Raw genomic sequence first — 24688 nt, forward strand, 5'->3', positions numbered from 1 at the left:
GGTTGTCGAATAGTTGTAAGTCTGTAAACTCGGAACTTATGGTTGACAAAATGGAAACGCAAAAGCGGGCGGGCGTAGCAGATCCGCAGGAGCTTGGCGGCTCGCTCGACGACATCCGCGCGTTTTGCACCGTCGTGGAACTCGGCAGCATCTCGGCCGCCGCCGGCAGGCTGGGCGAGACCAAGGGCGCGATCAGCCGGCGCGTTACCCGCCTCGAGGGGCGGCTCTCCACCACATTGTTGGCCCGCCGCCCCAGGGCGGTGAGCGCCACGGAGGAAGGGCTCGCCTTTCACGCCAAGGCGCGGGACGCCCTATCTCTACTGGGCGATGCCGCGGAGGCGGCCAGCGAGGCACGCTCACTGCCACAGGGTCATCTGCGGGTGACCGCGCCGGCGGACCTGGGTGTGGATCTCCTGCCGCCAATCATCACCGGCTTCCGCAGGCAATACCCGCAGATCACGGTGGAGCTGCTCCTGACCAGCAGCGCCCTGGATCTCACCTCGCACCGGATCGATATCGCCCTGCGAGCGAGCAGCGATCTCCCGGACATGGAGTATCGCGCGATTCCACTGGTGAACCTGGACGTGCGCCTGTATGCCACCCCGGCGTATCTCGGCGAGCGTGGCGAACCCCAAGTGCCCGGGGATCTGTCGTCCCATGATCTGGTCGTCGCCCGGGACCTGATGAGTACGGCTGCCATGACGCTGACCCGGCGCGGCCGGGTCGAGCGCGTCGCGCTCAGGCCCGCCGTCCAGACCAGCGAGCTGGCCAGCGCTTCTCGCGTGGTGCTCGCCGGCGGCGGCATCGGGCCAATGCCCGGCCTGGTGGCCACTCCCGCACTGGAAGACAATCGGCTACAGGCGGTGCTACCGGACTGGACGGTGGCCAGTGCCCAGCTTTACGCCATCACCGTTGCGGGCCGTCATGCACCGGCCCGTGTGCGTGTGTTCAAGGAGTTCGTACACGAGGAGTTGAACCGCCTTGGCGGCCGCGGCGCTTGACGGATCGAATTTTTGTCACAGCCTTGTTCTACCCGAAAGATTGTGAGGAAGAAGTCTGATCTTGTCACAACAGCCAATACTAGGCCGTGCGCGTATGACCCCCTCCGAAAAGAAAAACGATCAGGGCAATTCTTGCGTATTGCGCCCGGGGGCGAGAAGGCAAAACACGAGTACCGGCTTACTTCGAAAAAGTGAATCGCACGTTTCAGGGCGCTGCGCCGAGGCGCATGTCCGCGGCATGCTCCATGGATTAGTCACTGGCGCGATCGATCCATGGGTAGCACAACCCTGCGCCGCGGAATCACTGGCTTTTTCTGCGGCTCCCTAGGCTCCCCGGGATCCGCGTCGAGACGCCGAAATGTTTATTAATGGGTCGTTATGTTGGGGTGACCTTCCCGTATTGCATGCGAGCAGGTTGAACCGGCGCGGTTTCCGATGCCGTTGCCCACATTGGCTGCGCCGTGCAGTCCGCGAAGACCTGGTAGCGGCTTAGCGGTGGATTGGCCAACCAAGTCGATGGAGGCCAGGAGAGGCCCCAGATCCCCGCATGGATGGAGTAGGGGTATCTGGGGTCCAGTTGTTAACGTGATTCGGCGCGGCGACGGGTGTCGTGGTTGAAGAGGGGCGGAACCCAGACTTTGCGACCGCCGCAGGGAGATTGCCAATACCGATGGACCCGCGCCTGAGATGAGCCATGCACGGTCGCATCCGTTTGTGCGCTGCAGCCATCCAGGCCTCGCACAACCGTTGCCATTGGTGCTGAATAGCTGTCGCCGTTGCGGTAGGCGACGATGAGTGCCCACAGCGTGTGATAGGCGTCTGCGTCCATTTGCTTTGAGGAAAGCAGCGGTTCCTGAAGAGCATATTCGATGAGCTCTTCATGAGAGCGAGTGGGTACCCGTTCGGCGACTTCCGAAGCAAGGACGATCTTGCCAATGTCATGCATCAGGGCCAGGAGTATGCCGGCTTCCGTCTGAAGCGTCGGCAATGCCATGGCCCGACCCACCGCATTTACCGCTTCGGCCAGCTCGAGGCTGTGGGCGATCAGCCCGCCCGTCTTGGCATGGTGGCATCGCTTGGATGCCGGGAGCGTGAGGTACTGGATAGCGAATTCCTGATCCGAGAGTGCCTCACGGACAAATTCTCGGTAGGACTCGATAGAAAGGTTCTCGACCACATTGACCAGGCGCTGCAGGCTGCCGGACTCGGGTGCGTGGTGGACAGGGAGAAGATCCAGTGGCCCCTTGTCGGGCAGTGCCGACCCGACCTCTGGATAAGCCACAACGTGCCGATGTCCGCGCTCTGTTTCGATGGTGTGGAGGGCCAGGGATCGAAATTGACCTCCTCCCAAGGGATGGCCCTCCCAGTCTCGAATCCTCGCGAAGGCCGTGAAATAACCGGTCGAATCGTAGATCCGAAGTCGGTAGTAGGGTTCTCCGCTAGGCGCGCGGCCTTCGCACTGGATCTCGACCCGTGCGGCGAAGATGACAGGCTCATGGCGTGCGATGTCATCCATCCCGACCAGTCGCTGCAGTTCTTGAACGTCGTTAGCCTTCATTGCGCACCTCCGTGTGCTCTTCGGCGTTGCCTTGAAGAGAACGCAGGAGACGATCCATGGCGGAACCATCCTGGCGTGTCAGGTTTGGGACGTAGCGCGAATACACGCGGAACAACATCTCGGTCGTGGTATGGCCCAGTTGCCTGGCGATCCACTCCGGGTTCTCTCCAGACGCCAACCAAAGCGTGGCGGCGGTATGCCGGCACTGGTAGGGCTGGCGAGGCTCAAGCCCGAGATGGCGTAGTAAGGGGTACCAGACGCGCTGAGTGACGTTTTTCGTGTCCAGTGGCCGGCCGGCCTTCGTGACGAAGACGTATTCCTGTTTGCCAGTGGCTCGGAACTGTCGCTGCAGGGCATCAGCGACCACGGAAGACATGGCCACCTCACGCTGTGAGCCGTCGTTCTTGGTGTATTCCGTGCGTCCCTGGTTGTATGTCTCGCGAATCAGAATCTGGCCCTTCTCGAAGTCCACGTACTTCCACTTCAAGCCGTGCACTTCCCCGGTTCTCAGTCCGGTGAAAAGTCGCACGATGAAGTAGTCGCGGTAGTCGTCTCGGACCGTATTGATGATCTGCTGCGTTTCCTCCCACGTGAATGGCATGATCTCCTTCCGAGGTTGCTTGAGCCGTTTTAGATTGCTCATCGGGAACGTAAACTGGAAGCGGTCAGCGGCTTCGGCCAGGACCATCGAGAGCACCCCGAGGGTGTGATTGATGGTCTTTGGGGACAGGGTCGCGTTGCCTTTCCGGCCTGGAACTTTGGCGAGCTCGGACCGGAAGGCAAGGATGTCCGCTTTGCTGATGTCGCTGACCCTTTGATCACCGAAGTAGGGCAACAGGTGCCGTCGCAGGGAGCCGCGGTTGGTCTCCAGCGTCTTGAAGCGCCAGGCGACCTCGTTTTCTTGCAGCCACTGTTCGGCGAAATCACGGAACAGTGGAGTGCTCCCTGGTTGGTCGATTACGTCGGTGGCAGTGGGTGCTGCTGCCTCCGTAGCGAACTTGGCTGCTCGGCTACTGTTCGGGAAGTACCGGCTGTACTCGAAGGTGCCAAGAGTGATCTCGGCTTCGATCTTCTTTGCGACTTTCTCCATGTTTCGCCGGTTGGCTGCGGTGTCATCTAGTGTTGTGCACTCGCGGCACCGGACGTGCTTGTAGAAGAAGTCGAAGTAGAGCTTCCCGGTGTCTTTTCTGGCTCGCACTCTAGCCATGACACGCTCCCCCGCTGGCCATGGGGATGGCGGGCACCCCGCCGTCCGTATCCATCATGTCGCGTTCGATCGTTTCCCAGATGAAAAGGATCTTGCGACCGCCGAATGGCCGGAAGTAGTGAATTCCCTCAATGAGGACGCTGTCCTTGAGGCGTTCACGGATCGTGCGCGTGTCGTAGTGGATCCGTTCGGCGAGACCTTCTGTGGTCAGGTACGTGTAGCTCATGTATCGTCCCTCTTATCGATGAAGTCCATTCGTTTCGTGTGTAGCGTGTGCGCTTCACACAATGTCGATCGTACACAATCGATGTAGCGTGTCAACTACAAATGGAGTGCTCGGGCGTCATGGCTATACGCATCAAGCTGAAAGAGCTCGTAGCGGAGAAGGAGTATCAAGAGGGACGGGTGGTGACCTTCAAGGAAATTGCTGAGGAGGCAGGGGTCCACCGCGTTACGCTTTCGAAGATCGCCAACAACAAAGGCTATAACGTCGGTACGGATACACTGGACCGCCTGTGCAAGTACTTCAGATGCCGCATCGAAGAACTGGTTGAGTTTGTTGACGAAGGAGATGCGTCGCACCGCTCCTGAGGACAGGCCGCTGGGATGCGCTCGGAGGGCTTCTTACGAGCCACAAGGTACGGAATGAGTCACGAAGCTAGGTACTCGTAGGGCACGAGTAGCCAAACTGCGTATTACGGGTTTGTCACAGAAGTGGCACGAGAGTGTCACGGGACGCGACCTGCCCCAAAACGAAAAAAGGACCAGCGACTGTAAGTCACTGATCCCTTTCTCTGGAATATGGCGCGCCCGGAAGGATTCGAACCTCCGACCACCTGGTTCGTAGCCAGGTACTCTATCCAGCTGAGCTACGGGCGCATCGACTGAAGGCGCGCATTATCGCGATTGGTCCCGAGGGATGCAAGCGCCATGAGGCATTTGGCTCAGCCGCGCGGGATGGGATGGTAGGGCGTGGAGCGCACCCGGTCGTGTTCGTGCATGCGGTAGTGGACGAATTCGTCCTTGTCGTGGAAGTGCAGGAACGGGTTGCCCTCATCCTGTTCCGCCAGGGTGGATTCGGCCTCCTCCGCGTAGTTGTGCCCCGGGTGGATGCAGGTATGCGGCGGCAGTCCCTCGCGCAGCCCGTTCAGGGTATGGAACATCTGCTCCGGGTCGCCCCCGGACAGGTCGCAGCGGCCGCAGCCGAACACGAACAGCGTGTCCCCGGTGATCAGGTCGTCGCCGGCCGGCATGTGGAAGCAGGCGGAGCCCGGGGTGTGGCCGGGCGTGTGCAGGAAGCGGATTTCGGTATCGCCCAGCTTCATCGTGTCGCCGCCGTGGTGGAGTTCCGGGCGTTCCAGCTCCTTGCCCCAGAACTCGGCCTCGGGCTTGAGAATATGCAATCGGGCATTCGGGTACTGCTCCAGGATCGCCTCGACGCCGTTGATGTGGTCGTGGTGGCTGTGGGTCAGCAGGATGTCGGAGATGGTCACATCCTGTTCGCGCGCCTGGCCGAGGATCGCGTCCGGCTCCCAGGCCGGGTCCACCACGGCCGCGCGGCGGCTGGCCAGGTCCTCGATCAGGTAGACAAAGTTCTCCATTGGCCCGAGTTCCTGGCGGTGGATGCGGTAGGGCAGGTCGTTGCGGTCCATCGGCGTCTCCATTGAGTCGTTTTCATGTTGGTAGGGTCGATCATCTGGGAGGCGCTGGTCCAATCGCGCCTTCGCGCTCGAGTCGCTTTTGCGTGCGAACAAGGCGCGGTGACTGCCGTGCAGTCATTCTGCACAAGGGAGCCGCAACGCCGTGCGCGCGCAAAGGCGGCCGAGCCCCGCGGGGTTGGTGCCCAGGTTCCCTGATCCTGCGTTGGGCCGCGTGCGCGGTAGAATCTCTAACGCTGTACGACGCCTCTGGTCTGGGAAAACCTGGGTACCAACGCGAAGGTGCGATTGGATCAGCGCCTCCCATAGAGGTTCCATCGTCCGCAGGGAAGGAGAGAGATGCAAAATTCCGAAGAGTCGTCCGCCGTTAACGCTGTCCTGGATGCGGAGGCCGACTGGGAGTCCCGCTATCAGGAGGGATCCACGCGCTGGGATCGCGGTGGCCCCAGCCCGTCGCTGGAGGCCTGGCTGGCGATCACCGACCTGGCGCCAGGCGCGCGGATCGTGGTGCCGGGTTGCGGCTTCGGGCACGAGGTCCCGGCCCTCGCGCGCCTCGGGTATTACCCGATCGGTCTGGATGTGGCGCCCACCCCGGTGCGCCAGCTGCGCGAACAGCTGGGGCGCGAGGGACTCGCGGCCGAGGTCGTCCAGGCCGACATGCTGGCATGGCAGCCGGAGACGCCGGTGGATGGCGTCTACGAGCAGACCTCCCTGTGCGCGATCCCGCCCGAGCAGTGGCCCGCCTACGAGCAGCAGCTGCATGACTGGCTGCGCCCGGGCGGCGAGCTGTTCGCGTGCTTCATGCAGACCGGGCGCGAGGGCGGGCCGCCGTTTCACTGCGAGATGGCCGATATGCGGGCGCTGTTCCCGGGCAGTCGCTGGGAGTGGCGCAACGACGCCGGGCGGACCGAACACACCAACGGCAAGTTCGAGTTGCTTCATCGCCTGATTCGGCGTTGAATCGGGTGAAGGGGCGCACCCGTGCCCCGGGCCGGGGCACACGGATTCCGGCCGGATACCGCGTGACGTACCGCGGCAAGGGGGATACTCATGCTTAACTCTATGCCGGAGGGAATGGAGCAGGTCCGCGCGCTGTTGCTGGACCTCTCCGGCGTGCTGTACGTGGGCGACGAGGCCCTTCCCGGCGCCATCGAGGCGGTGCAGCGGGCGCAGGCCGCCGGGCTCCCGATCCGGCTGATCACCAACACCACGCGCCAGCCACGCGCGGCCATTATCGACAAGCTGGCCGGCCTCGGTTTCGCGTTCGAGTCCGCGCAGCTGACGACGGCCCCCTCCGCCATCCGCGAGCGGCTCGAGGCCGAGTCACGCACCCCGCTGCTGCTGGTGCACCCGGCGCTGGAACCCGAGTTCGAGGGTGTGCCCACGGGCGACGCTGATGTGGTCGTGCTGGGGGATATGGGCGCCGCGTTCGACTACGCGGTGCTCAACCGTGCGTTTCGCGTGCTGATGGAGGGCGCGCCGCTATGGGTGATGGGGACCAACCGGTATTTTCGCGAGGCGGATGGCCTGTCGCTGGATATCGGCCCGTTCGTACGCGCACTGGAGTATGCGGCCGATCTGGAGGCCGAGAACTTCGGCAAGCCGGATGCCCGGCTGTTCCACGCGGCGATCGCGGACCTGGATCTGCCACCGGAGCAGGTGCTGATGGTGGGCGACGATGTATCGGGGGACGTGGACGGCGCGCGCGCCGCGGGTCTGGCGGCCTGTCTGGTGCGCACCGGCAAGTATCAGGACGGCGACGAACAGCGGGCACAACACCCCGGTGCCGGTCTGGCGGATAGCCTGGCCGACATCGTGGATGCGCTACTGAGTTAAGCAATCGCGCGCCGGCCGTTGTTGACCGGCGCACGGGTCCTGGCGGGGATCAGGCCGAGCGGCGCTTGACCGACAGGGTGCCGTCACCGCGGCTGGCGGCGGCCTTGCGGCCCGGCGCCTTGCGCGGCTTTCCGGCGGCCGCATAGGCCGGGCGCTTGCCGTTGGCCGGGGCCGGGCCACGCCGCTTGGCGGCCGGCTTGCCGGGGCCGTGGGGCTTGCGCGCAGCCGGGGCGTGGCGCTCGGTCGCACGCGAGTCGCGAGTCGGGACGGAGCGACCCATCTCCAGGCGCCGGTTGGCGACATGGATATTGCCCAGGCGGCGCACCGCGGCCTCGTCCAGCGCGGCCGGAAGGTCCACGTGGCTGTGGTCGTCCTGCAGGCCGATCCGGCCGATGTCGCGGCCGTTCAGGCCACCCTCGTTGGCCAGGGCCCCGACAATCGCGCCGGGGGCGATGCCGTGGTTACGCCCGACCGGCATGTAGTAGCGCACCATGTCCGCTTCCGGCCCGCGGTCCTTGCCGCGGCTGGGGCGGGGGGCGCGGTCACGGTTGCGATCCGCACGATGACTGTCACGCTCGGGACGGCTGGCGGCCGCCGTCACGGGATCGTGCGCATTGGGCGTGCCATCCAGCGGCGTGCCCTGGGTCGCCAGGGCGAGCAGCGCGCGGGCGAGATCGCGTTCGCCCATCTGGCCGTTGGCCAGCAGCCGGTCCAGCAGGGCGTCGAGCTGCGGCGATGCTTCGCCGGTCAGCTCGGCCTGCAGACGCTCGGCCAGGCGCTCCTCGCGGCGGGCGATCACGGCGGCGCGATCCGGGACCTTCTGCTCGCGCACGGGCTTGCCGGTCAGGCGCTCGATATCGCGCAGCATGCGCCGCTTGCGCGGCTCCAGGAACAGGATCGCGCGGCCCTTGCGCCCTGCGCGGCCGGTACGGCCGATGCGGTGCACGTACACCTCGGCATCGCCCGGGGCGTCGTAGTTGAAGACATGGGTGATGCGCGGGACATCGATGCCGCGGGCGGCCACGTCGGTGGCCACGATCACGTCCAGACGCCCATCACGCAGATCGGCGACCACGCGCTCGCGCTCGCCCTGTTCCATGTCGCCATTGAGCGGGGAGGACTGCACGCCCTGGGCGTTCAGGGCCTCGGCGATCTCGGCGGTCGCGGCCTTGGTACGGGCAAAAACGATCGCCGCGTCCAGTTCCGGCTCCACCTCGATCATCCGGCCCAGGGCCTCGGTCTTGTGGCGCTGGTCGACCAGGCAGTAGCTCTGGTCGATGTCGGTGCCGGCCTCGTTGCCCGCGCCAATGCGGATCTCCTGCGGCTCGCGCATGTGGCGGTGCGCGATACGGCGAATCGGCGCCGGCATGGTCGCGGAGAACAGCGTGGTCTGGCGCTCGGCCGGGGTCTGTTCGAGGATCCACTCGATCTCCTCGACAAAGCCCATGCGCAGCATCTCGTCGGCCTCGTCCAGCACCACCATGCGCAGCGCATCCAGTGTCAGCGTGCCGCGCTTGATGTGGTCGACCACACGGCCGGGCGTGCCGACCACGACCTGTGCACCATCGCGCAGGCCGCGGATCTGCACGCCCATCGGCTGGCCGCCGTAGACCGGCAGGATCTCGAGCCCGTCGATACTGGCCGCGAAGCCCTCCAGGGCGGTGGCGACCTGGCCGGCCAACTCGCGGGTCGGCGCCAGGATCAGCGCCTGCACGCGACGTTGCGCCGGATCGACCGAGTCGATCAGCGGCAGGCCGAAGGCGCCGGTCTTGCCGGTGCCGGTCTGGGCCTCGCCCAGCACGTCGTCGCCGGCCAGCAGGGCGGGGATACACGCGGCCTGGACCGGGGTCGGGGTGGTAAAGCCCAGTTGCAACAGGGCACGGGCCAACGACTCGGACAGACCGAGTTCGGCGAAGGAGGGGGATTCGGACATGCTGGAGGTACTCGGGCGGGCCGGAACAAAGGCCCGGCGAAAATCGGATGAATCTACTCAGCGCGCATCATACACGAATTGCGGCACGAAATATGTCTGCGCCTACGCAACAAAAAATAGCGCCCGCGCGCAAACGAGTGTGTCGCGGCAGGTTTGGGCCTGCTATCGCCCCAGCCCGGTCAGCCGCGCCGGCTCCAGGATCTCGATCCAGTAGCCGTCCACGTCCTTCACGAAGGCGATGTCCTTCAGCCCGCCCTCGTCCGGGCGCTTCACGAACTCGACATTGTTCTCGTCCAACCAGCGCACGGCCGAATCCAGATCGGGTACCGAGAAACAGATATGGCCGAAGCCCTGCGGCTCCTCGTTGCCGTCGTGGTAGTGGAAGTCGGCGTCCTTCTCCGTGCCGTAGTTGTAGGTCAGCTCCAGGATGCCGCGCTGGCTGAACATCCAGCGGGTGGCCTCGCCGCCATCCTTGGGCGGGTGCGGTTCGTCCTCGCCGAGCTGCGCCAGGAAGTAGAGCGTGAACTCGAACTCCGGGAAGTCCAGTGTCTTGACCAGCTGCATGCCGAACACTCGCTGGTAGAAGTCCAGCGCCTTCTGCGGATCCTTCACGCGCAGCATGGTGTGGTTTAAGCGAAAGCCTGCGGTGGGATTGTCGCTCATGGTGCGTCCTTGTCTCGGCAAAAGGGGGGCTGTCCCGGAAGACTGGAACACAGGGGCCAAGGTTCCCTCAAGTATCACCATCGCGTCGTCCGCGATCCCCCGTCACTGCGAGGAGGCGCAGCCGACGCGGCAGTCTGCCGAGTCAGCCCCAGCATCGGTTCCTGCGTTGGGAGATCGCTTCGCTTGGCTCGCGATGACGGGGGTTGAGCGCGTTCCGTTCGGCTACGGCTACGGCTACTGTCGGCAGAACGGCCCGAACTGGTAGAAGCGGCGGCAGCGGAACTCGGACTCGCAGCCCTGCAGCTGGGATTCGTAGCGGCTGGCCCGTTGCGCGACCTGACGCGCGGCTGCCTGGACCTGCGGCTTGCTGCGGTAACTGCCGCGGTTATAGCCGCCCTGGCCCTCGTGGTAGGCCAGATACAGGTGCTCGGGGTTGTGCAACGAGACGCCGGTAATGCGCTGCGTGCGGACGTTGTACCAGCCGATAAAGTCGGTCGCGTGCTTCATGTGCGTGCGTCGCGCCATCATGCTGCCGGCATCCTCGCGGTATTCGCCCCAGACCGGGTCCTGCGCCTGCGCATAGCCATAGGCAGAGGAGGGCCGGCGCCACGGGATGACCCCGAGCAACCGCTCGCGGTCCGGGCGCACATGGCTGCGGAACGAGGACTCCTGCTGGATGAACGACATCTGGGTGGCGATGGGGGTGCCCCATTCGCGTTCGGAGTCGCGGGCGTAGTCGTACCAGCGCGGCTGCTCGCGGAAGATCTCGCAGATATTGCTCTGGTCCGACGGCGGCGATGGCGCCAGCGTCGCACACCCCGCCGTGATCGCGGCCAGCGCCAGCAGCAGGCCCACTCGTAGCCCGTTGAGCGCCATGGCCCGCCATTCCCCCTGATCTGCCTTGCCCACCCGAATCTCCCGTTCGGTCCCCCAGTGGCCGGGAGTATAAAGCACCCCCGGTCGCTGCAAAGGGCGGGTGGTGAGGGGGTTGTGTGGCAGGGCTCTGGGAGTGGGTTTGCTTGTGGGAGAGGTCTGTGGGAGAGGTCTGTGGGAGCGGGCTTGCCCGCGAAGCCCCTGCCCGCGTCGGACCTTGGCAAAAGGCATTCGCGGGCAAGCCCGCTCCCACAGGGCCCTGCCACAAGCAAGCCCGCTCCCACAGGCCGCTCCCATAAGGTGCACTTGCGACGCCCGTGCTACGGGGCGGTGTTCCAGTCAGGGTCGAGCGGGCTCAGGCCGGGATCGACGCGCCAGGGCCCCGGTGCCTCGGGCGCGTGCGCGATCTCGCGGATGCGTGCGATGAACTCGCGCCGGGGGAGGTTGATGGCGCCGAGGTTGCGCAGGTGCTCGGTCTCCATCTGCACGTCCACCAGGGGCCAGCCCCAGGCGACGAGGTGGCGGCACAGCCAGGCCAGCGCGATCTTGGAGGCGTCGCGCTCGCGCGAGAACATCGACTCGCCGCAGAACAGGCGGCCCACGGTCACGCCATAGAGCCCGCCGATCAGGCGCGGGCCGTCCCAGACCTCCACCGAATGCGCGTGGCCCGTGCGGTGCATGGCGATGTAGGCCTGCTGCATGCTCGCGGTGATCCAGGTCCCCTCGGCATACTCGCGGGGCCCGGCGCAGCCCTGGATCACGGCCTCGAAGGCGCGATCGAAGCTGACCGTATAGCCGCGATTGCGGATCGCCTTTTTCAGACTGCGGTGCATCCGGAACTGGCCCGGCTCCAGCACCGCGCGCGGGTCCGGGCTCCACCACAGGATCGGCTGCCCGGCCTCGAACCAGGGGAATACGCCGGAGCGATAGGCATTCAGCAGCCGCGGCACGGAAAGATCGCCGCCGGCCGCGAGCAGGCCATTCGGATCGCGCAGGGCATGCGCCGGGTCCGGGAACGGCGCCTCCGGGTGCTCCGGGTCCAGCCAGGGCAGGGTGATCTGCGGGCCGCCGGTCATGGGGTGCCCCCTGTTGGCGCACCCGATGGGAGGCCCGTGTTCCGTGGGAGCCTGCTTGCAGGCGAATGTTCGGTGGCGGGCTCCAGCGCGGGCAGGGGCTTCGCGGGCGAGCCCGCTCCCACAGGCGTGCGTCGGTCAGCTCTGGGGTGCATCGTCGGGTTGGACCTGCCGGTAGGGCGAGTGTTCGTGCAGGCGTTCGCACTGGGTGCGCATCAGCTGGGCCTCGCGTTCGCAGAAGTCGCGCACGGGTTGGTCGAAGCCCTCGGTCAGGATCATGTGGGCGGAGTAGGTGGGCGTGGGCAGGAAGCCGCGCGGGATCTTGTGCTCGCCCTGGGCGCCGGGCTCGAAGCGGGCCAGGCCCTCGCGGATGCAGAACTCGATGCCCTGGTAGTAGCAGGTCTCGAAGTGCAGGTCGGCCATCTCCTCGGTGCAGCCCCAGAAGCGCCCGTACAGGGTGTCGTGGCTGCGATAGCAAAGGGCCGCGGCGATGGTCTCGTCGTCCCCGGCCTCGCCTGGGCGTCTTGCCTCGAACAGCACGACCTGATCGCCCAGTGCCGCCGCCGTCTCCACGAAAAAGGCCTCCGACAGCGTCGGGATGCCCATGTGCTTCTCGAAGGTGTCGACGTAGAAGCGGTGGAAGCGCGCCCAGTCCTCGGGCGATCCGGTGGCCCCGGTCAGCGTGCGGAACTCGATGCCGGCCTCGGTGACGCGGCGGCGTTCGCGCTTGATGTTCTTGCGCTTTTTCGAGCTGAGCGCGGCCAGGAAGTCGTCGAAGCTGGCGTAGTCGGCGTTGCTCCAGTGGTACTGGCAGCCCATGCGCTCGGCCAGCCCCATCTCGCGGGTCACGTCGAGGTCGTCCGCGTTCGGGAACAGGATGTTCACGCCCGAGGCATTCAGCTCGCGCCCGCGGGTGACCAGTGCGCGCACCAGCAGGGTGCGCAGGTGATCGAAGTCCGGTGCCTCCGGGTGCACCAGCAGGCGTGGCCCGGTGGCCGGCGTGTAGGGTACGGAGACGACCAGCTTGGGATAGTAGTTGAGCCCGTGGCGGTTCCACGCGCTCTCCCAGGCGAAGTCGAACACGAACTCGCCGTAGTTGTTGGTCTTGGCGTAGGCGGGCGCGGCCGCGACCAGCTGCTCGTCGCGGAAGATCAGCACATGCTGCGGGAACCAGCCAAACTGCCGCCCCAGGCAACCGTGGCGCTCCAGGCCCTCCAGGAAGGCATGGCGCAGAAACGGCTCGGTGCCGCCGGTCAGGGCGTCCCAGGCGGCCGGGTCCACATCGGCCAGGCCGTCGCGCAGCTCGATGCGTTCGGCCGGCTCTTCCGGCGGGGTCGTCCGGGTATCGCCCTCGGCGCTCACGACTCAGCCGTTCTCTTCGAGGTACTTCTCCGCGTCCAGTGCGGCCATGCAGCCGGTCCCGGCGGAGGTGACCGCCTGGCGGTAGACATGGTCCATCACGTCGCCGGCGGCGAACACGCCCGGTACGGAGGTCGCGGTGGCATTGCCTTTCAGCCCGCTTTGCACCTGGATGTAGCCCCCTTCCATGTCCAGCTGGCCTTCGAAGATGTCGGTGTTCGGCTTGTGGCCGATCGCGATGAACACGCCCATCAGCTCGACGTCCTTCGTCTCGCCGCTTTGTGCATGCTTGATGCGCATGCCGGTCACGCCCGAGTCGTCGCCCAGGATCTCGTCCAGGGTGTGATTCCACTCGATGGTGACGTTGCCGTTCTTTTCCCTCTCAAACAGCTTGTCCTGCAGGATCTTCTCCGCACGCAGCGCGTCGCGACGGTGCACCAGGACGACCTCGGAGGCGATGTTGGACAGATACAGGGCCTCCTCGACCGCAGTGTTGCCGCCGCCGATCACCGCGACCTTCTGGCCGCGATAGAAGAAGCCGTCGCAGGTGGCACAGGCGGACACGCCCTTGCCCATGAACGCCTGTTCCGATTCCAGCCCCAGATACTGCGCGGAGGCCCCGGTGCAGATGATCAGCGCGTCGCAGGTGTACTCGCCGGCATCGCCGACCAGGCGATAGGGCTTGTCCTTCAGATGCACCGTATGGATGTGATCGAAAATCACCTCCGTTTCAAAGCGCTCGGCATGTTTTTTCATGCGTTCCATGAGCTCCGGGCCCTGCACGCCGTCATTGTCGCCCGGCCAGTTGTCCACGTCGGTGGTGGTCATCAGCTGGCCGCCCTGTTCCAGGCCGGTGATCAGTACCGGGTTCAGGTTGGCGCGCGCGGCATAGACGGCGGCGGTCCAGCCGGCGGGGCCGGAGCCCAGGATCAGCAGCGGGCAGTGGCGCGGGTGCTTCTCGTCGCCGCCTTTCTTGCCCTTGGGCGCGGTCTCGCCGCCACCGGAGAGCGAGACGGCCCCCGTGGCGGCCTGGACGGCCCCGGTGGCGACGGCGACCTTGGGCGCGTCCTTCTTCCCGGCCTTCTTGTCCTTCTTGTCGGATGGGTCCTTGGCGTCGCTCATGCGGTACTCCCTGTCGATTCGATGAATACGGCTGGCGCTGCCGGCCGGGCCGACGGCGCGCAAGACGGGTTCGATAAGGCGGGGATTATTGGTACCCGGCGGGGCTTTGTCCAACACCGCCACCGCGCGCGAGGGTCCGCCCGATGGATCCCGTCGACGGATACCGATTCGGTAATCGCGGGCCATAAAACATTTTCATGTTCGCCTTCGCTAATGCTGGCGCCGGTGGATCACAAGGGTGCCGAGTTATCCACCATTGAGTGAACTCGCGGGGAATGGCGGCGGGATGCGGACTTGGGGTTCTTATCCACAGCTTGCCCACGGGTTGTCCGCCGGGTTATTCGGGCCCCAGGCACAAGATATTGTGTCTAGGCACTTCTCGATCCCCGATCTATAGTACTCCACGTCAATAGCCACAGTTACGCGTGAGGCCGCCACCATGCACAGCGACACCCAGACCGCCGAAGCCCAAGAGGGCATCCAGTACCCGCCGCAAACCGAGCCGTCGGCCGAGGTCCTGGCGACCAGCCCGGGCCAGCACCAGGTGATCCGCCGCAACGGCAAGGTCACCGGATTCGACGCCTCGAAGATCGAGGTCGCGGTGACCAAGGCCTTCCTCGCGGTGGAGGGCGGCAATGCCGCGGCCAGCCGCCGCATCCACGACATCTCCAAGGAGGTCGCCGGCCAGGTGGTCGACAGCCTGTTCCGCCGTGCCGGCACCCAGGGCATGACGGTGCATATCGAGGATATCCAGGACCAGGTGGAACTGGCCCTGATGCGTGGTGGCCACCACAAGGTCGCGCGGGCCTACGTGATCTACCGCGAACAGCAGGCGCAAAAGCGCGCCGCCGAGGCCGCCGAGCAGGGCGTGGACGAGCAGGAGGAAGCCCCGACCCTGAACGTGACCCGCGCCGACGGCACCCAGGCCCCGCTGGACGAGGCCCGCCTGCAGGCGGTGGTGGCCGAGGCCTGTGCCGGCATCGAGCACGTCGATGGCCAGAAGATCCTGACCGAGGCGCGGCGCAACCTGTTCGACGGCGTGGCCGAGAAGGACGTGGCCACCGCGCTGGTGATGGCCGCCCGCGTGATGATCGAGCAGGAGCCCAACTACTCCGAGGTCACCGCGCGCCTGCTGCTGGACGCGCTGCGCCGCGAGGCCCTGAGCTTCGTGCACGGCCGCCCGGAAGAGGCCACCCAGGCGCAGCTGGCCGAACGCTACGCCGAGTACTTCGGCGCCTACATCCGCCGCGCCGCCGATCTGGAGCTGGTCGACAGCGAGCTGACCCGCTACGACCTCGACAAGCTGGGCGCGGCGATCAAGCCCGAGCGCGACCTGCAGTTCACCTACCTGGGCCTGCAGACCCTGTACGACCGCTACTTCATCCACAGCGACGGCACCCGCTTCGAGCTGCCGCAGGCGTTCTTCATGCGCGTGGCGATGGGCCTGGCGATCAACGAGATCGACCGCGAGGCGCGCGCGATCGAGTTCTACAACCTGCTGAGCTCGTTCGACTTCATGAGCTCCACGCCGACGCTGTTCAACTCCGGCACCCTGCGCCCGCAGCTCTCCAGCTGCTACCTGACCAGCGTCCCGGACGACCTGGACGGCATCTACAGCGCGATCCGTGACAACGCGCTGCTGTCCAAGTTTGCCGGCGGGCTGGGCAACGACTGGACCCGCGTGCGCGGCATGGGCGCCCACATCAAGGGCACCAACGGCAAATCCCAGGGCGTGGTCCCGTTCCTGAAGGTCGCCAACGATACCGCCGTGGCGGTGAACCAGGGCGGCAAGCGCAAGGGTGCCGTGTGCGCCTACCTCGAGACCTGGCACATCGATGTCGAGGAGTTCATCGAGCTGCGCAAGAACACCGGCGACGACCGCCGCCGCACCCACGACATGAACAGCGCCAACTGGATCCCGGACCTGTTCATGAAGCGCGTGGCCGAGGACGGCGACTGGACCCTGTTCTCCCCGAACGAGACCCCGGACCTGCACGACCTGGTCGGCGCCGAGTTCGAGAAGCGCTACTGCGAATACGAAGAGAAGGCCGCGCGCGGCGAGCTGCGCGTGCACAAGACCATGAAGGCCGTGGACCTGTGGCGGAAGATGCTCGGCATGCTGTTCGAGACCGGCCATCCGTGGATGACCTTCAAGGACCCGTGCAACCTGCGCAGCCCGCAAAGCCACACCGGCGTGGTCCACAGCTCCAACCTGTGCACCGAGATCACCCTGAACACCTCGGATGACGAGATCGCGGTGTGCAACCTGGGCTCGATCAACCTGGCCGCGCATGTGAACGAGGCCGGCGAGCTGGACCTGCCCAAGCTCGAGCAGACCGTGAACACCGCCATGCGCATGCTCGACAACGTGATCGACTACAACTACTACTCCGTGCCGCAGGCGCGGCGCTCCAACCTGCGCCACCGTCCGGTGGGGCTGGGGGTCATGGGCTTCCAGGACGCGCTGTACAAGCTGCGCGTGCCGTATGCCTCCGAGGCCGCGGTGGAGTTTGCCGACACCTCCATGGAGGCGGTCTCCTACTACGCCATCAAGGCCTCCACCGACCTGGCCGAGGAACGTGGGCGCTACGAGAGCTTCCCCGGCAGCCTGTGGAGCCAGGGCATCCTGCCGATCGACTCGATCGACAAGCTGGCCGAGACCCGCGGCGACTACCTGCAGATGGACACCACCCAGCGCCTGGAGTGGGACAAGCTGCGCAAGCGGGTGAAGAAGGTCGGCATGCGCAACTCCAACACCATGGCGATCGCGCCGACCGCGACCATCTCCAACATCTGCGGGGTCAGCCAGTCGATCGAGCCGACCTACCAGAACCTGTTCGTCAAATCGAACCTGTCCGGCGAGTTCACCGTGATCAACCCGTACCTGGTGCGCGACCTGAAAGACCGCGAGCTGTGGGACGAGGTGATGGTCAACGACCTCAAGTACTACGACGGCTCCGTGCAGCCGCTGGACCGCGTGCCGGAGGACATCAAGGCCCTGTACGCCACCGCGTTCGAGCTGGACACCCGCTGGCTGGTCGAGGCCGCCTCGCGCCGGCAGAAGTGGATCGACCAGGCGCAGAGCCTGAACCTCTACATGGCCGAGCCCTCCGGGCCCAAGCTGGACGCCCTGTACAAGCTGGCCTGGGTGCGCGGCCTGAAGACGACCTACTACCTGCGCTCCATGGGCGCGACCCACGTGGAAAAGAGCACCGTGGCCGACTCCTCGCGCGCCAACAAGCTGAACGCCGTCTCCGGCGGCCAGCAGGCGGCCGAGCCCGAGGCCCCGAAAGCGTGCTCCATCCTCGACCCGGACTGCGAGGCCTGCCAGTAAGGCGGCACCGCCCTCGGGCACCGAATACGCACCACACACTGAACGCGACGCACTGAACAAAAGGCCCGGCCACCGTGCCGGGCCGCCACCGAAAAGAAGAGGGGACACTATGCTTTCCTGGGACGATCCGATCGCAGCCATCAAAGGCGAAGGCCAGAAAGAACCCGCCGTCCGCCCCGGCATGGGCTTTCAGGAGAACGAAGCCCTGATGAGCACCGCCGGCGCCGCACCCAGCGTGCCGCCGGAGCCGGAAAACGCCGGCCAGCCGCTGGACGAGCCGAACGAAGACGCCCTGACCGGCACCGGTCTGGAAGACATCGAGATGGGTGCCGAGCGCATCCGCGTGGATGACAAGAAGATCATCAACTGCCACGCGGACCTCAACCAGCTCGTGCCCTTCAAGTACAAGTGGGCCTGGCAGAAGTACCTGGACGGCTGCGCCAACCACTGGATGCCGCAGGAAATCAACATGAACGCGGACATCGCCCTGTGGAAGGACCCTAACGGGCTGACCGAGGACGAGCGCACCATCGTCAAGCGCAACCTCGGCTTCTTCTCCACCGCCGACTCGCTGGTGGCGAACAACCTGGTGCTGGCCGTGTACCGCCACATCACCAACCCCGAGTGCCGCCAGTACCTGCTGCGCCAGGCCTTCGAGGAGGCGCTGCACACCCACGCCTACCAGTACTGCGTGGAGTCCCTGGGCCTGGACGAAGGCGAGATCTTCAACATGTACCGCGAGGTGCCCTCCGTGGCCACCAAGGCGGAGTGGGCCCTGCCGTTCACCAAGCACCTGGCGGACCCGAACTTCCGCACCGGCACGCCGGAGGCGGACCAGAAGCTGCTGCGCGAGCTGATCGCCTTCTACGTCGTGTTCGAGGGCATCTTCTTCTACGTCGGCTTCGTGCAGATCCTCTCCATGGGCCGGCGCAACAAGATGACCGGCGTGGCCGAGCAGTTCCAGTACATCCTGCGCGACGAGTCCATGCACATGAACTTCGGCATCGACGTGATCAACCAGATCAAGCTCGAAAACCCGCACCTGTGGACCGAAGACTTCAAGAACGAAATGCGCACCCTGATCTCGGATGCCGTCGAGCTGGAGGCGCAGTACGCCCGCGACACCATGCCCCGCGGCGTGCTCGGCATGAACGCGCAGATGTTCGAGGAATACCTGCACTTCATCGCCAACCGCCGTTGTGCGCAGATCGGCCTGGCCGAGCTGTACCCGGGGGCCGATAACCCGTTCCCGTGGATGAGCGAAGTGCTCGATCTGAAGAAGGAGAAGAACTTCTTTGAGACGCGGGTTACCGAGTATCAGACGGGTGGGGCGTTGAGCTGGGACTGACCCGGCGAGGCCGAGCCCCAAAGAAGCGGAGCCAGGGAAATGGTCACGCAGCAACAGAAGGGGGCGCCGCAAGATGGCGCCCTTTTTTTGTACCCTCGGTTCAGATATGAGGGGGAAAAGACAACGTCTGACCCCGGTGCCGCGCGTTGGGCGGAAGGAGAATATCCATGAGCGCGCCAGAATCACCGAGATACGAAGAACTAACCACAGGGCAGAAGGTGGCTGGCTGCATTGTGGCAGCAGTAGTGTTCCTGATCGCAATCGTCGTATGGGTCAATCCGCCAGTCCAGGTGGTTACAGAGTACTCCCGGGAAGGGGACATCCTGGGGGTTACCGAGCGTGATTTTGACGCGACCACGCCATTTACGATCCTCACCATTGGGGCACTTATCATTGTGGGTTATGTGCTTAACGGGCTTCGCTTTTCCAGGATTTCCGCTGCAGGAGTAAGTGCTGAGGCGAAGGATGCAGGTCAGGCCGCTGAGAAGTACTACTTGGAGTCTGAAGGTGCTCGTGAGGAAGAGGAAGTTAGCGTTGAAGAGAAGGCTTCTCCGGAGGCGAGCGAAGATCCAGTTCAGTATGTGCAGCAGGAAGACGGTGACTATGCTGTCTATCCCCTAGAAGCTGTTCCTGTAACAGTCATCGGGGATGCGCTCTCCAATTGGCCAGAGGATGTATCCAAGCCCGACGATCTGAGCAACTTTGAGTTCGCAACGAGGAAGACGGGGAAAGGTAATCATCCATGGACGGTAAAGTTTAAAGGGCGCAAAGCAATCACCGTATCATATGGTGGTTACGGCAAATCTGGTGCTACTGTTGCAGGGCAGTGAATCGTGCCCAACAAATTGCTGCACCGGACGCTCCTACGTCGCGCCGGTGGGCATAGCGTTATATGTTATGACTCAACGATACTGGGAAATCGCCGGATATCAGGGCACCGAGAAGATATTCGAGAAAAAGATCAAACTCGGGTGCTACACCGAAAATCAAATGAAGCACCTTTTGAAGGCCTTGGCTGCTAAGACTGGTTTGGATACCGATGAAATCGTTGGCGCTTACGCAAAACGGGGAACCAAGGGGGCAAACGAATTATTGGAGGTCCGGCGAGACCCCAAATTCGCAACCTTAACGTGTGGTGTTGACCCCCACTTCGTGGCTCGGGTGGTGAAAGAAAGCGCATAACAGCTGTACCGATTTGGGAGTTCAGGTATGGGTAACCCTAACGTAAAAGAAGGGGATTGGATCACGGTTGGGTCATCAAATACTGACGTCTACGTATTCCACGTCTTTTCAGCAACCGAAGTCTCGGCGGGCTACTATCAAAACAGAAGTAAGGCGATAAAAGAGGATTTCGTTTGGGATGGCGAGTCGTGGCAGTTCAAGCATGATGGGCCTTGTGGCAGTTACCTGCGCGGCTCGGATGAGGCCATTGTCAAGAGAGGGCCACCTAGAGCCTAGCTCGCCATATAACCAGTCATTGCAGTTCGTTCCGGCCCTGGCGGGCCTCCACCGGACGGAAGAAGAGGACACCCATGGTTTCTCCGGTTAGCTGAAAAGATGGACAAGCTCACGACTCATGATGTTGACGCCGGAATACAGGCAATTTTGGAAAATGTCGAGTCACTAATCGAGGAAGCTGCGCTGCTATTTCAGAATGAAAGGTTCGCTCGCGCATATACGCTTGCTCACCTGTCACGTGAGGAATTGGCGAAGACGACAATGCTGCATTCGTTAGGGGTGAAGCTTTTGCTGGGGATAGGTATTGATTGGAAATCGTTTTGGAAGCGTTTTAGAGATCATAAGGCTAAGTTATTTCAAGAGAGTGTTTTTAACGTGGCGCTAACAGAAGCGCCAGAAGTGGGGGGGAAACCGCATTACACGAAAATAGCGGGTGCGATTCATTCTAGGAACGACTGGAAAAACGAAAGCCTATATGTATCTTGGAAAAACGGTTTTCTGAACCCCGTCGACATTATGGATAAAGAAAAGGCAAGAAATGCAATAATTCTGGCCAAGCGGTCTTATGAATTAAACAAGCGGGTCGCGGAACAAATTGGGAAGTTTTCTGATCGAGGCTCTGGTGACATTATTCACATGAAACCACTCATTGAAGAGGCGCTAAAATGTTCTGAAGAGGAAATGGCTGGGATTGTCAACAAGCTTGGCGGAAGACTTGGGGGCAGTTAGAAGAAGAGGAGAGCCCAAGAAGAAGAGGACACCCATGATTTCTTGACGGTCTGAGGCGGGCTGTCTAGGGCTGTGGGGGAGTGCATGGACCAGGGAGGGTCCGGAGATGACGCGAGCCAGGAAGGAGCTCGTCTCGGTCGAGACGACGCCGTATTACCACTGTATTTGTCGCTGTGTTCGCCGCGCGTTCCTGTGCGGCGAGGATTCCTATTCGGGCAAGAACTACGAGCACCGGCGCGGCTGGGTGCTGGAACGCCTGCGTGAGCTGCAGGGCGTGTTCGCGGTGGACGTGTGCGCGTACGCGGTGATGTCGAACCACTATCACCTGGTGGTGCGACTGGACTCGGATCGGGCGGCCGCATGGAGCGAAGACGAGGTGATGGAGCGCTGGGAGCGGCTGTTTTCGCTGCCGGTGCTGGTAGCCCGCTATCGGGCGGGGCAGACGAAGACGGTCGCGGAGCGCGAGCGGGCGCAGGTGCAGATGAAGCAAGAAGAGGACACCCATGATTTCTTGACGGTCTGATGCGGGCTGTCTAGGTTTGTGGGGGAGTGCATGGACCAGGGAGGGTCCGGAGATGACGCGAGCCAGGAAGGAGCTCGTCTCGGTCGAGACGACGCCGTACTACCACTGCATTTGTCGTTGTGTTCGCCGCGCGTTCCTGTGTGGCGAGGATTCCTATTCGGGCATGAACTACGAGCACCGGCGCGGCTGGGTGCTGGAGCGTCTGGGTGAGCTGCAGGGCGTGTTCGCGGTGGACGTGTGTGCGTATGCAGTGATGTCGAACCACTATCACTTGGTGGTGCGGCTGGATGCGGATCGCGCGGCGGCATGGAGCGAAGGCGAGGTGATGGAGCGCTGGGAGCGGCTGTTCTCGCTGCCGGTGCTGGTCGCCCGCTATCGGGCGGGGCAGACGAAGACCGTGGCGGAGCGCGAGCGGGCGCAGTTGCAGATCGCGGAGTGGCGGTATCGGCTGCAGGACCTGTCCTGGTTCATGCGCAGCCTGAACGAACACCTGGCGCGGCGGGCGAATGCGGAGGATGGCTGCAAGGGCCGCTTCTGGGAAGGCCGCTACAAGAGCCAGGCGCTGCTGGACGACGCGGCGGTGCTGACCTGCATGAGCTACGTGGATCTGAACCCGGTGCGCGCCGGGATGGCGGATACGCCCGAGGCCTCCGATTTCACCTCGATCCAGCAGCGTATTCGGGCGTTGGCCCGGAAGGGCCATAAGCAAGAAGGTCCAGCGTGTGAGGGCGACGAGCCTCGCCTGACCGTATTGGGCCGGGAGGGCGACGATCCGCATGCCAATGCGGTGGCCTTTACCACGGAGGACTACCTGGAGCTGGTGGACTGGACCGGGCGCGCGATCCGGGAGGACAAGCGCGGGGCCATCCCGGAATCCATTCCGCCGATCCTGGAACGTCTGGGGATCGATCCAGAGCATTTCCTGCGCCATGTCGGAAGGGGGCAGAGGTCGCACCATGTAGCGGCCCTGGGCCACGTGGAGCGTTTTCGCGAGGCCGTGAAGCAGCTCGGCCGTCGCAGCATCAAAGGTGTGGGGATATCGGGCCGGATGTTTCTGGCTTCAGCCGACTGTCGTTGAACCAGCCCGGTTTCAGGGGAGGCGCGGATGCCGACGGTGTTCAGGGACGGGCCCTACCGCTTCTACTGGTTCAGCCATGAGCCGGACGAGCCGCCGCATGTGCATGTAGACCGTGGAAAATGCTCGGCGAAGTTCTGGTTGCACCGGGTGGCACTGGCGCGGAATATGGGGTTTCCGGCGCACGAATTGCGGCGGATTCGGGAGGTTGTCGAGGGTCGACAGCCGGGGCGGTTGGAGGCTTGGCATGAGTTCTTTGGCCACGAACGCGGATGAGCGTGTTGCGTCGGTGGATTTCACCGAGCATGACCTGGTGGTCGGCCTGATGGATGGCCGCCGAATCTCGGTTCCGCTGGAGTGGTACCCACGCCTCGCGCACGCAACGCCCGCGCAGTTGCGTATCTGGGAGAACTCCGCCGGAGGCTATGGGATTCACTGGCCAGAGATCGACGAAGACCTGAGCACCGAAGGGCTGTTGCGAGGCGCACCTGCGCCTGCTCGGTAGAGTACTTATGAGCAACACCTCGAAGATCCCCAGATTCCTGGACGAGGCGGAAGAACGGACGTTCTGGGAAAGCCATGATTCCAGCGACTATGTCGATTGGGGCCGAGCCAAGGCCGTCGAGCTCCCGAACCTCAAGCCGTCCATCAAGACGATCTCGCTGCGCTTGCCGGAGTCGCTTCTTGACCACATCAAGATCGAGGCCAACAAGCGCGATATGCCGTATCAGTCCCTGATCAAGGCGTGGCTTGCGGACGATGTAAAGCGAGCTCGCAAGAAAGGCTAGCGGTTGGGTTGATGGGCTGGGTTCTGGACGTGGATCGGTAGGCCTGATCGGACTCGGGCCAATAGTAGTGATAAGCGACGCATGGAGGCGCGCATGGTTTTACTGATTCTGTATATCCCCGCAGTGCTGGTCGCACTGGGAATCCTGTTTCTCGCCAGGCGTACCGCACTGGGACCTCGGGTGCGGTACGCCCTCGCAACGCTGATTCTGCCCGTTGTGGTGCTCTTTGTAGGCTGGGCTATCGCCGGTGGCGACCCGTCGATGGGGGTGGCGCTGACGGTCTTGTTCTTGGGGTTTGTGGTCGTCCCCGCCGGTCTTGGTCGGATGTTCGTGCGGCGATACCCGTCCGTATCGCCGGCGCAGGAGACAAATGTGAACCCGAGGCGGGACCCTCTGGTTACCGACGTCGCGGGGCAGGAGTCTGATGGCGCTGGGCACGAGTCCGATTCGGGGCATGGAAACGATGTGGCGCCGAGGCAGGATGACCGGGCGCGGGCGATGCGGCTTGCCTTCATGGTGCATACGCCCGGAGCGATGTTGCTGGGACTCGGCCTGGCGGAACGACTCGGAAACTCGGATCCGCTCCTGCCGTGGTTCGAGAACGGCTGGGTGGTCGATGGCATGCTGCTACTGGGGGTGGTGTTGATCGCGATCTCCACGCGGATGATTCTCGCCACGATGTTCGGCCCGTCCTCCAAGGCACGAGAGTCGGGGAGCCTGGGCCGCCGGAATCCACGCCTCTGATTCGTTGCGAAAGCAGAAAGAGATAAGAAGGGGACACCCATGGTTTCCAAGGCCTGTCGGGACCCGACGGCCTTTCTGTTCCTACACCAGGACCACGCCCCCCCACGTGGTGGTTTCGCATCAGGTCTGCGGCCGTCTTTACGGATTCGTCACCCGTAATGATGATCACCTCGCGGTTGCAGACTTCGGCCACTTGCATGCCCGTCCTCCTTGTCCCGTGGCCCCGGAGTGTCCTTCGGGGCGTCCCTCCCGCCCGGTTGTGCGGGTCAACCCTCTTCCCACGAATATAGGCGACAGGCCCGGCGGCCACAGGCTGTCGCGGGTCATTGGTCAAAGAACCGACGCTGGGGTCGCAGCGGTCGCTGCGGCTCAGCGGGTCGGCCTCCATGCCGCCGGGCCGATGCCG

General features: G+C 64.0%; 24 protein-coding genes and 1 tRNA gene. 14 read left to right on the forward strand and 11 right to left on the reverse strand.

Annotated elements, in window-relative coordinates; all coding sequences use genetic code 11:
* Positions 1–50 precede the first annotated feature (50 nt).
* Positions 51–1001 carry a LysR family transcriptional regulator gene (locus G372_RS0106400; protein WP_018862965.1) on the forward strand — a complete coding sequence of 317 codons (951 nt, stop codon included), beginning with the start codon at positions 51–53 and terminating at the stop codon, positions 999–1001.
* A gap of 580 nt (positions 1002–1581) precedes the next feature.
* Here G372_RS0106400 and G372_RS0106405 read toward each other — a convergent pair.
* The 3 genes from G372_RS0106405 to G372_RS0106415 are packed head-to-tail and all read right to left on the reverse strand — an operon-like array spanning position 1582 to position 3992.
* A complete protein-coding gene (locus tag G372_RS0106405) occupies positions 1582–2559 on the reverse strand; it encodes a TraI domain-containing protein (protein ID WP_018864004.1) in 978 nt (325 codons plus the stop codon).
* Positions 2549–3766: a site-specific integrase gene (locus G372_RS0106410; RefSeq protein ID WP_018649426.1), complete on the reverse strand. Its 1218-nt coding sequence runs from the start codon at positions 3764–3766 to the stop codon at positions 2549–2551. Before G372_RS0106410 ends, G372_RS0106405 begins: the two co-directional genes overlap by 11 nt.
* Positions 3759–3992: a hypothetical protein gene (locus G372_RS0106415; RefSeq protein ID WP_018174062.1), complete on the reverse strand. Its 234-nt coding sequence runs from the start codon at positions 3990–3992 to the stop codon at positions 3759–3761. Before G372_RS0106415 ends, G372_RS0106410 begins: the two co-directional genes overlap by 8 nt.
* A 119-nt stretch (positions 3993–4111) precedes the next feature.
* Between G372_RS0106415 and G372_RS0106420 the strand changes: the two genes are divergently transcribed.
* Entirely contained in the window at positions 4112–4357 is a 246-nt protein-coding gene (locus G372_RS0106420; RefSeq protein ID WP_018649427.1) for a helix-turn-helix domain-containing protein, read from the forward strand.
* A 211-nt stretch (positions 4358–4568) separates the two neighbouring features.
* On the opposite strand, the gene G372_RS0106425 is transcribed toward G372_RS0106420, so the two are convergent.
* Both G372_RS0106425 and G372_RS0106430 read right to left on the reverse strand, forming a co-directional pair.
* Positions 4569–4645 (reverse strand) — tRNA-Arg (locus G372_RS0106425).
* 65 nt (positions 4646–4710) lie between these two features.
* Positions 4711–5418: an MBL fold metallo-hydrolase gene (locus G372_RS0106430; protein WP_026278967.1), complete on the reverse strand. Its 708-nt coding sequence runs from the start codon at positions 5416–5418 to the stop codon at positions 4711–4713.
* A 345-nt stretch (positions 5419–5763) separates the two neighbouring features.
* Here G372_RS0106430 and G372_RS0106435 point away from each other — a divergent pair, with 345 nt between their 5' ends.
* A complete protein-coding gene (locus G372_RS0106435) occupies positions 5764–6384 on the forward strand; it encodes a methyltransferase domain-containing protein (protein ID WP_019623380.1) in 621 nt (206 codons plus the stop codon).
* Between the two features lie 114 nt (positions 6385–6498).
* Positions 6499–7260 carry a TIGR01458 family HAD-type hydrolase gene (locus G372_RS0106440; protein ID WP_019623379.1) on the forward strand — a complete coding sequence of 254 codons (762 nt, stop codon included), beginning with the start codon at positions 6499–6501 and terminating at the stop codon, positions 7258–7260.
* Positions 7261–7309: 49 nt separating this feature from the next.
* Here the strand turns inward: G372_RS0106440 and G372_RS0106445 are convergent, their stop codons facing one another.
* From G372_RS0106445 to trxB, 6 genes are all read right to left on the reverse strand, one after another.
* Positions 7310–9193 (reverse strand): DEAD/DEAH box helicase, encoded by a 1884-nt coding sequence (locus G372_RS0106445; protein WP_018864000.1) that lies wholly within the window; start codon positions 9191–9193, stop codon positions 7310–7312.
* A gap of 162 nt (positions 9194–9355) precedes the next feature.
* Positions 9356–9856, reverse strand: coding sequence for a lactoylglutathione lyase (gene gloA / locus G372_RS0106450; RefSeq protein WP_019623378.1), 501 nt, complete (start codon positions 9854–9856; stop codon positions 9356–9358).
* A 234-nt stretch (positions 9857–10090) separates the two neighbouring features.
* Positions 10091–10765 carry a transglycosylase SLT domain-containing protein gene (locus tag G372_RS0106455; RefSeq protein WP_019623377.1) on the reverse strand — a complete coding sequence of 225 codons (675 nt, stop codon included), beginning with the start codon at positions 10763–10765 and terminating at the stop codon, positions 10091–10093.
* Between the two features lie 284 nt (positions 10766–11049).
* Positions 11050–11805, reverse strand: a complete 756-nt coding sequence (aat, locus tag G372_RS0106460) for a leucyl/phenylalanyl-tRNA--protein transferase (RefSeq protein ID WP_018863997.1) — start codon at positions 11803–11805, stop codon at positions 11050–11052.
* Positions 11806–11940: 135 nt separating this feature from the next.
* Entirely contained in the window at positions 11941–13164 is a 1224-nt protein-coding gene (locus G372_RS0106465) for a GNAT family N-acetyltransferase (RefSeq protein ID WP_018863996.1), read from the reverse strand.
* A 3-nt stretch (positions 13165–13167) separates the two neighbouring features.
* Entirely contained in the window at positions 13168–14283 is a 1116-nt protein-coding gene (trxB, locus tag G372_RS0106470; RefSeq protein WP_018863995.1) for a thioredoxin-disulfide reductase, read from the reverse strand.
* A gap of 439 nt (positions 14284–14722) precedes the next feature.
* Here trxB and G372_RS0106475 point away from each other — a divergent pair, with 439 nt between their 5' ends.
* From G372_RS0106475 to G372_RS0106515, 10 genes are all read left to right on the forward strand, one after another.
* Positions 14723–17617 carry a ribonucleoside-diphosphate reductase subunit alpha gene (locus tag G372_RS0106475; protein WP_019623376.1) on the forward strand — a complete coding sequence of 965 codons (2895 nt, stop codon included), beginning with the start codon at positions 14723–14725 and terminating at the stop codon, positions 17615–17617.
* 109 nt (positions 17618–17726) lie between these two features.
* Positions 17727–18965 carry a ribonucleotide-diphosphate reductase subunit beta gene (locus tag G372_RS0106480; protein ID WP_019623375.1) on the forward strand — a complete coding sequence of 413 codons (1239 nt, stop codon included), beginning with the start codon at positions 17727–17729 and terminating at the stop codon, positions 18963–18965.
* Positions 18966–19132: 167 nt separating this feature from the next.
* A complete protein-coding gene (locus tag G372_RS14330; protein WP_167539415.1) occupies positions 19133–19795 on the forward strand; it encodes a hypothetical protein in 663 nt (220 codons plus the stop codon).
* Positions 19796–20522: 727 nt separating this feature from the next.
* Positions 20523–21152 (forward strand): AbiV family abortive infection protein, encoded by a 630-nt coding sequence (locus G372_RS13925; protein ID WP_081621255.1) that lies wholly within the window; start codon positions 20523–20525, stop codon positions 21150–21152.
* Positions 21153–21258: 106 nt separating this feature from the next.
* Positions 21259–21675: a transposase gene (locus G372_RS0106490; protein ID WP_019623373.1), complete on the forward strand. Its 417-nt coding sequence runs from the start codon at positions 21259–21261 to the stop codon at positions 21673–21675.
* Between the two features lie 52 nt (positions 21676–21727).
* A complete protein-coding gene (locus G372_RS0106495; RefSeq protein WP_026340292.1) occupies positions 21728–22753 on the forward strand; it encodes a transposase in 1026 nt (341 codons plus the stop codon).
* Positions 22754–22780: 27 nt separating this feature from the next.
* Positions 22781–23026 carry a DUF4160 domain-containing protein gene (locus G372_RS0106500; RefSeq protein WP_019623371.1) on the forward strand — a complete coding sequence of 82 codons (246 nt, stop codon included), beginning with the start codon at positions 22781–22783 and terminating at the stop codon, positions 23024–23026.
* Positions 22998–23255, forward strand: coding sequence for a DUF2442 domain-containing protein (locus G372_RS0106505; protein ID WP_018863984.1), 258 nt, complete (start codon positions 22998–23000; stop codon positions 23253–23255). The genes G372_RS0106500 and G372_RS0106505 overlap by 29 nt, the downstream gene beginning before the upstream one ends.
* 7 nt (positions 23256–23262) lie before the next feature.
* Positions 23263–23538: a BrnA antitoxin family protein gene (locus G372_RS0106510; RefSeq protein ID WP_018863983.1), complete on the forward strand. Its 276-nt coding sequence runs from the start codon at positions 23263–23265 to the stop codon at positions 23536–23538.
* Between the two features lie 93 nt (positions 23539–23631).
* Positions 23632–24282 carry a hypothetical protein gene (locus tag G372_RS0106515; protein ID WP_019623369.1) on the forward strand — a complete coding sequence of 217 codons (651 nt, stop codon included), beginning with the start codon at positions 23632–23634 and terminating at the stop codon, positions 24280–24282.
* Positions 24283–24688: the final 406 nt, after the last annotated feature.

Source organism: Thioalkalivibrio thiocyanoxidans ARh2, from assembly GCF_000385215.1.
GTDB classification, from domain to species: Bacteria; Pseudomonadota; Gammaproteobacteria; order Ectothiorhodospirales; family Ectothiorhodospiraceae; genus Thioalkalivibrio; species Thioalkalivibrio thiocyanoxidans.